The sequence below is a fragment of the Streptomyces sp. MnatMP-M17 genome, from assembly GCF_900091995.1.
Taxonomy (GTDB): Bacteria; Actinomycetota; Actinomycetes; order Streptomycetales; family Streptomycetaceae; genus Streptomyces.
Map to the genome: position 1 here is coordinate 1 of NZ_FMDK01000942.1, position 7,495 is coordinate 7,495.

The window sequence follows — 7,495 nt, forward strand, 5'->3', positions numbered from 1 at the left end:
CCGTACCAGCCACTTCGGCGCCGCCGCCGAGGAGCCGCCCGAGCGGATCCAGCGGGCCGTCGTCGCGGTCGTCCCGGGCGAAGGGCTCGCCGGACTGTGTGCCGAGGCCGGCGCGACGACCGTGCTCGCGCGCCCCGGGGAGCCGCCCGCCAGCGGCGAACTGGTCCAGGCGATCCGCCGCGCGCACGCCCGCGAGGTGGTCCTGCTGCCCAACGACACGGAGCTGCGCCACACCGCTGCCGCCGCCGCGGAACAGGCGCGCACCGAAGGAGTACGTGTCGCCCTCATCCCGACCAGGGCCGCCGTCCAGGGCCTCGCCGCGCTCGCCGTCCACCAGCCCGACCGCCGTTTTGACGAGGACGTGGTCGCGATGACCACGGCCGCCGGCGCCACGCGCTACGCCGAACTGGCCTTCGCCGAACGGCAGTCCTGGACCATGGCAGGGATCTGCCAGGCCGGTGATGTCCTCGGGCTGATCGACGGCGATGTGGCGGTCATCGGCGCCGATCTCGCCGCCACGGCCGAGGCGGTGCTCTCGCGGATGCTGGCGGCCGGCGGTGAACTGGTGACGCTGGTGCTCGGCGAGGATGTGCCCGACGCCCTCGCCGACCGTCTGGAGCGATACGTACGGGACGGGCATCTCGCCGTCGACACGGTGGTCTACCGAGGCGGCCGGCAGTCCGCGCCGCTGCTGGTGGGCGTGGAGTAGCGACGCCCTCGGCACGGCCACGACCTGCGCAAACGCCTAGGGTCTTTCGTTTGGGTCCGGCCGGGCGGGCACGCGAGCCCAGCCAGATCCAAACGAGAGGCCCTAGGTGCGCGACGTGTGTCAGTGGAGTGGTGTGCAATGGATCGCGTGTCCGCGCTGGATGAACCTCTCAAGAAGACGCTCGGCCCCGCCACCGCGAAGGTGATGGCCGAACAGCTCGACCTGCACACGGTCGGCGATCTCCTGCACCACTATCCCCGGCGGTACGAGGAGCGCGGCCAGCTCACCACGCTCGCCGATCTGCCGCTGGACGAGGACGTCACCGTCGTCGCCCAGGTCGCCGACTCCCGGATCCTGACGTTCAACCACGGCAGAGGCCAGCGGCTGGAGATCACGCTCACCGACGGCAGCGGCCGGCTCCAACTGGTCTTCTTCGGCCGGGGAATCCACAAGCCGCACAAGGAACTCCCGCCGGGCAGCCGTGGGATGTTCGCCGGCAAGGTGTCCGTCTTCAACCGTAAGCTCCAGCTCGCGCATCCCACCTATGTGCCGCTGGGCAGGGACGGCGGCAAGTCGGTGGAGGACACGGCGAGCGCCGTGGACGACTTCGCGGGCAAGCTGATCCCGATCTATCCGGCCTGCAAGGGACTGGAGTCCTGGAAGATCACCAAAGCGGTCGACGCGGTGCTGCCGAGGGCCGTGGAGGCCGCCGATCCGCTGCCGTCCGCGCTGCGGGACGGCCGCGGCTTCCTCCCGCTGCCCGAGGCGCTGTACAAGGTCCACCGGCCCGAGACCAAGGCGGACATCGAGGACGCCCGGCAGCGGCTGAAGTGGGACGAGGCCTTCGTCCTCCAGGTCGCCCTCGCCCGGCGGCGCCACGCCGACGCGCAACTGCCCGCCGTGGCCCGTAAGCCCGTGGCGGACGGTGTGCTCGATGCCTTCGACGCCGAGCTGCCCTTCACTCTCACCGACGGCCAGCGGAAGGTCACCGCCGAGATCTTCGCGGACCTCGCCACCGAACATCCCATGCACCGGTTGCTCCAGGGAGAGGTCGGCTCGGGCAAGACACTGGTCGCGCTGCGGGCGATGCTCGCGGTCGTCGACGCGGGCGGCCAGGCCGCCATGCTGGCGCCCACCGAGGTGCTCGCCCAGCAGCACCACCGCTCGATCACCGAGATGATGGGCGAGCTGGCCCAGGGCGGGATGCTGGGCGGCGCCGAGCACGGCACCAAGGTCGTGCTGCTCACCGGCTCCATGGGCGCCGCCGCGCGCCGCCGGGCGCTGCTCGATCTGGTCACCGGCGAGGCCGGGATCGTGATCGGTACGCATGCCCTGATCGAGGACAAGGTGCGCTTCCACGATCTCGGTCTGGTCGTCGTGGACGAGCAGCACCGCTTCGGCGTGGAGCAGCGTGACGCGCTCCGCTCCAAGGGCAAGCAGCCGCCGCATCTGCTGGTCATGACCGCCACGCCCATTCCCCGTACGGTCGCGATGACCGTCTTCGGCGATCTGGAGACCTCGGTCCTTGACCAGCTCCCGGCCGGGCGCTCGCCGATCGCCAGCCATGTCGTACCGGCCCAGGACAAGCCGCACTTCCTCGCCCGTGCCTGGGAGCGGGTGCGCGAGGAGGTCGGCAAGGGCCATCAGGCGTACGTCGTGTGCCCCCGCATCGGTGATGACGAGGACGAGAACGGAAAGAACGGCGGGAACGGAAAGAACGGCAAGACACAGCAGGCCAAGAAGGCCGCCGTCGACGACGCCGAGAAGCGGCCACCGCTGGCCGTGGTCGACGTGGCCGAGCAGCTCACCAAGGGACCGCTGGCCGGGCTGCGTATCGAGGTTCTGCACGGACGGATGCAGCCGGACGACAAGGACGCCGTGATGCGCCGCTTCGCCGCGGGCGAGGTGGACGTACTGGTCGCGACCACGGTCATCGAGGTCGGTGTGAACGTGCCCAATGCCACCGCGATGGTGATCATGGACGCGGACCGGTTCGGTGTCTCCCAGCTCCATCAGCTCCGCGGGCGCGTCGGCCGGGGCTCGGCGCCCGGTCTCTGTCTGCTGGTGACGGACATGCCGGAGGCGAGTCCCGCCAGGGCCAGGCTCGGCGCGGTCGCCGCCACCCTCGACGGCTTCGAGCTGTCCCGTATCGACCTCGAACAGCGGCGTGAGGGCGATGTTCTCGGCCAGGCCCAGTCCGGTGCGCGCTCCTCGCTGCGGATGCTCGCGGTCATCGAGGACGAGGAGGTCATCGCGGCGGCACGCGAGGAGGCCGTCGCGGTCGTCGCCCGGGATCCGGAGCTGACGGACTCGCCCGAGCTGCGTACGGCGCTGGACGCGCTGCTGGACACGGAACGCGAGCAGTTCCTCGACAAGGGCTGACGCGGCCAAGGGCCTGAGACAGCCACCGGCACCGGCCGGGCCCGCCCGGTGCGTACGCCATATCGTGGGGGCGAGACCTCCTGGACCTACCGGACCTCCCGGACCCTTCTGCCCACGACACGACCTGAGGACCCGACACCCATGACCCGCGTGATCGCCGGTGCCGCCGGCGGACGCCGCCTCGCCGTCCCGCCCGGCCACGGCACCCGCCCCACCTCCGACCGTGCGCGCGAGGGCCTCTTCTCCAGCTGGCAGTCGCTCCTCGGGACGCTCGACGGCATCCGGATCGCCGATCTGTACGCCGGCTCCGGCGCCGTAGGACTGGAGGCGCTCTCGCGCGGCGCCGCACACGCCCTGCTGGTCGAGTCCGACAGCCGCGCCGTCCGTACCGTCCGCGAGAATGTCGCCGCGCTCGGCCTGCCCGGCGCGGAGGTCCGGCCGGGCAAGGCCGAGCAGATCGTGCGGGGCCCGGTCCCGGACACGCCGTACGACCTGGTGTTTCTCGATCCGCCCTATGCCGTCACGGATGACGATCTTCGGGAGATTCTGCTCACACTACGGACGAAGGGCTGGCTCAGCGGCGATGCCGTCGCCACCGTGGAACGCAGCACCCGGGGTGGGGAGTTCGGCTGGCCGGAGGGTTTCGCGCCACTGCGGTCCCGTCGCTACGGCGAGGGAACGCTTTGGTACGGTCGCGCCGCCTCTACGTGCGAAGACGCACCATGACCGGACCGGAGAGCGAGGGAGTTCAGTTGCGCCGCGCCGTCTGTCCGGGGTCCTTCGACCCCATCACCAATGGACATCTCGACATCATCGCCCGCGCCTCCAAGCTGTACGACGTCGTACATGTCGCGGTGATGATCAACCAGTCCAAAAAGGGACTGTTCACGATCGAGGAGCGGATCGCTCTGATCCGCGAGGTCACCGCCGAGTTCGGCAATGTCGAGGTCGAGTCCTTCCACGGTCTGCTGGTCGACTTCTGCAAGGAGCGCGACATCCCCGCGATCGTGAAGGGCCTGCGGGCCGTCAGCGACTTCGACTACGAGCTGCAGATGGCCCAGATGAACAATGGCCTCTCGGGCGTCGAGACCTTGTTCGTGCCCACCAATCCCACCTACAGCTTCCTCTCGTCCTCCCTGGTCAAAGAGGTCGCGACCTGGGGCGGAGACGTCTCCCATCTGCTGCCTCCGGCCGTCCACACGGCTTTGATGGAACGCCTCGGCAAGCGCTGACGCACCGACTGTCCGTCATCCGGTGTCGGACGGGCTCGCGGTGGCCTTACAGTCGTTGCGTCCGTCTTCCAACCAGTCTGAGAGAGTGGCGAGCACCGGTGGACGTGCAGAAGAAGCTCGACGAGATCGTCGACACGGTGGGCAGTGCCCGCTCCATGCCCATGTCGGCGTCCTGCGTGGTGAACCGCGCCGAGCTGCTCGCGATGCTCGAAGAGGTACGGGAGGCGCTGCCCGGCTCGCTGGCGCAGGCCCAGGAGCTGCTCGGCGGCCATGAACAGCTCGCCGAGCAGGCCCGGCAGGAGGCCGACCGCATCATCGCGGCGGCCCACGCCCAGCGCACCGCGCTGATCTCCGACACCGCCGTCGCCCGCCAGTCCCAGGACGAGGCCGCCCGTATCCTCGACGAGGCCCGCAGGGAGGCCGAGGAGATCCGCGCCGAGGCGGACGACTACGTCGACTCCAAGCTTGCCAACTTCGAGGTCGTCCTCACCAAGACCATCGGCTCCGTCGACCGCGGCAGGGAGAAGCTGCTCGGCCGCGGGCACGGCGCGGACGACCACGGATACGGCACGGGCGAGGCGGACGACGCCGACGACGCACCCGAGTACAGCGCCGATCCCGACACCCTGATCCGGCGTGCCGACGACTATGTGGACGCCAAGCTCGGCGCCTTCGAGGCCGTACTGTCCAAGACTCTCGAAGCCGTCGGACGCGGCCGGCAGAAGCTCCACGGCCGTATCGCCTCGGACGATCTCGGCGCGCACATGGCGGCCCAGGACGCGGCGGGACCGCAGGGACGCACCAGCGACGCGGACTATCTGGCGGACCTCGCGGAGACACCACGCGCCACGGCCGCGCCGCCCGTACCGGCCCAGCAGCCGTCGTACACCGATCCCGAGCCGTCGTACACCGATGCCGCTCCCGTACCCGCGCCTGTCTACGCCCAGCCCGCCGACGCGTACGCCGCGACCGGCTACCAGGAGCCGGTGTACGCCGCCGACGGCGGTTACGGCGGCTACCAGCAGCAGGACGCGTACGCCTATCAGCAGGACCCGTACGCGTACCAGCAGCAGGACTACGGCCAGGTGCAGAACCAGGGATACGACCCGAACTACGGCTGGCAGCAGCCCGCCGCGCCTCAGGCCCAGCTCCCGGCGCTGCCCGCACTGCCCGCGGCTCCTGAGCCGCAGAGCGCCCTCGACGAGACCAGCCTCTTCGACACCAGCATGATCGACATGGATCAGCTCCGCCGCTACGAACAGGGCCGTTGACTCCGGCGGACCGTACGGGCCGGAACGCACCGGATTGGGCCTATGGCGGCCGGTCCAGTACCCTGGCTCTTCGGCCGCGTGTATGCGTGTAAGCGCGTATGTCTGCGGGCCCGGCTGCCCGGTCCGCTTCCGCGACGGTAGCGGCCCCCACACGATCCGAAAGCGGGAAAAGCCCTGAACGCGCGTCTCGACCACCGCAACCCCCTCGTGTTCGACACACACGAGCTGGGGCGGCGCCCTGGTGCGCTCCAGAGGCTGACCCGCCCGGTGCCCGCCCCCAAGGACCTCGGTATCGCGGGGGTGATCGGAGCACCCGAGGGCGCTCCGGTGGAGCTGGACCTCCGCCTCGAATCGGTCATGGAGGGAGTGCTCGTCACGGGCACCTCCCGTGCCATGGCCGAGGGCGAGTGCGTAAGGTGTCTGGAGCCGTTGCGCCAAGAGGTGACGGCGGACTTTCAGGAGCTGTTCTCGTACCACGACGCCGACGACCGGGGCCGCCTGCGCGCGGAGCCGGATGTGGACGAGGACGACGAGGACAGGCTCTTCATCGAGGACGGACTGTTCGACCTCGAACCCGTGCTGCGTGACGCGGTGGTGCTCGCACTGCCGATGCAGCCGGTGTGCCGGGAGAACTGCGCCGGTCTGTGTGCCGAATGCGGCATCAGGCTGGACGGGGATCCGGGCCACCACCATGACGCCGTCGACATCCGTTGGGCGGCACTGCAGGGACTCGCCGAGACCGTCAAGGACGGCGAGAAGGACAACATGGGCGGCGCCGATGCGGGCGTCGACGAGAAGCAGGAGAAGTAGCCGTGGCTGTTCCGAAGCGGAAGATGTCGCGCAGCAACACGCGCCACCGCCGGTCGCAGTGGAAGGCTGCGGTCCCCACCCTGGTTGCGTGCGAGCGCTGCCAGGAGCCGAAGCTTCAGCACATCGCGTGCCCGAGCTGCGGCACCTATAACAAGCGCCAGGTCCTCGAGGTCTGAGCGGCTGGTGAGAGGCTCGATGTCTGAACTGTCCCCTGACAAGAAGCAGCCAGACAATGGCAGTTCGGCCTCGTCCCACACGCTTCTGGAAGGGCGGCTCGGGTATCAGCTCGAGACCGCCCTTCTGGTGCGTGCGCTGACCCACCGTTCGTACGCGTACGAGAACGGCGGTCTGCCCACCAACGAGCGGCTCGAATTCCTCGGGGATTCGGTGCTCGGACTGGTGGTCACGGACACGCTGTACCGCACCCACCCGGATCTGCCTGAAGGCCAACTGGCCAAATTGCGGGCCGCGGTGGTCAACTCACGCGCACTGGCGGAAGTGGGCCGCGGCCTCGAACTCGGCTCCTTCATCCGGCTCGGCCGTGGTGAAGAGGGCACGGGCGGCCGGGACAAGGCGTCCATCCTCGCCGACACCCTTGAAGCGGTGATCGGCGCGGTCTATCTCGACCAGGGCCTCGACGCGGCGTCCGAGCTGGTGCACCGGCTCTTCGATCCGCTGATCGAGAAGTCCTCCAACCTCGGGGCCGGCCTGGACTGGAAGACCAGTCTCCAGGAGCTGACCGCGGCGGAGAGTCTCGGTGTTCCCGAGTATCTCGTCACGGAAACGGGTCCCGATCACGAGAAGACCTTCACTGCTGCCGCCCGCGTCGGTGGTGTCTCGTACGGCACCGGCACCGGCCGCAGCAAGAAGGAGGCGGAGCAGCAGGCGGCGGAGTCCGCGTGGCGGGCCATCAAGGCCGCGGCGGAGGAGCGGGCGACGGCGGAGCGTACGGCCGCCGGTGCTCCGGACGAAGCCGGCTCCGACGCGGAAGCCGTGGCCCAGGTACGGGCCCGGGCCGACAGCGAAGCCGAGGCGGAAGCCAATGCCGACGCGGAAGCCGATGCCGACGCCGAAGCGGGCGTCGAGGCGGG

At 69.9% G+C, this 7,495-nt stretch carries 7 protein-coding genes and 1 pseudogene; all 8 read left to right on the top strand.

Annotated elements, in window-relative coordinates; translation table 11 throughout:
- Window positions 1–709: pseudogene (locus GA0115259_RS33815) on the top strand (dihydroxyacetone kinase); the annotation flags it as partial.
- Between the two features lie 138 nt (window positions 710–847).
- Window positions 848–3,091: an ATP-dependent DNA helicase RecG gene (gene recG, locus GA0115259_RS33820; RefSeq protein ID WP_093603997.1), complete on the top strand. Its 2,244-nt coding sequence runs from the start codon at window positions 848–850 to the stop codon at window positions 3,089–3,091.
- A gap of 141 nt (window positions 3,092–3,232) precedes the next feature.
- Window positions 3,233–3,817: a 16S rRNA (guanine(966)-N(2))-methyltransferase RsmD gene (rsmD, locus tag GA0115259_RS33825; protein WP_093603999.1), complete on the top strand. Its 585-nt coding sequence runs from the start codon at window positions 3,233–3,235 to the stop codon at window positions 3,815–3,817.
- 26 nt (window positions 3,818–3,843) lie between these two features.
- Entirely contained in the window at window positions 3,844–4,323 is a 480-nt protein-coding gene (coaD, locus tag GA0115259_RS33830) for a pantetheine-phosphate adenylyltransferase (protein ID WP_202450592.1), read from the top strand.
- A gap of 98 nt (window positions 4,324–4,421) precedes the next feature.
- Window positions 4,422–5,594, top strand: coding sequence for a cell division initiation protein (locus tag GA0115259_RS33835; protein WP_093604003.1), 1,173 nt, complete (start codon window positions 4,422–4,424; stop codon window positions 5,592–5,594).
- 174 nt (window positions 5,595–5,768) lie between these two features.
- The gene (locus GA0115259_RS33840) at window positions 5,769–6,404 is read left to right on the top strand and encodes a YceD family protein (protein ID WP_093604005.1); all 636 of its coding nucleotides are present in this window, start codon (window positions 5,769–5,771) and stop codon (window positions 6,402–6,404) included.
- A 2-nt stretch (window positions 6,405–6,406) separates the two neighbouring features.
- Complete coding sequence (gene rpmF / locus GA0115259_RS33845; protein ID WP_030753522.1) at window positions 6,407–6,580, top strand: 50S ribosomal protein L32; 174 nt, start codon at window positions 6,407–6,409, stop codon at window positions 6,578–6,580.
- A 19-nt stretch (window positions 6,581–6,599) separates the two neighbouring features.
- Window positions 6,600–7,495 (top strand): ribonuclease III (rnc, locus tag GA0115259_RS33850; RefSeq protein ID WP_237540688.1); only part of this gene is annotated, 896 nt, incomplete at its 3' end.

Excerpts from the sequence above, each read along its gene's own strand:
- recG (WP_093603997.1), top strand. The coding sequence starts at position 848 with ATGGATCGCGTGTCCGCGCTGGATGAACCTCTCAAGAAGACGCTCGGC.
- rsmD (WP_093603999.1), top strand. The coding sequence starts at position 3,233 with ATGACCCGCGTGATCGCCGGTGCCGCCGGCGGACGCCGCCTCGCCGTC.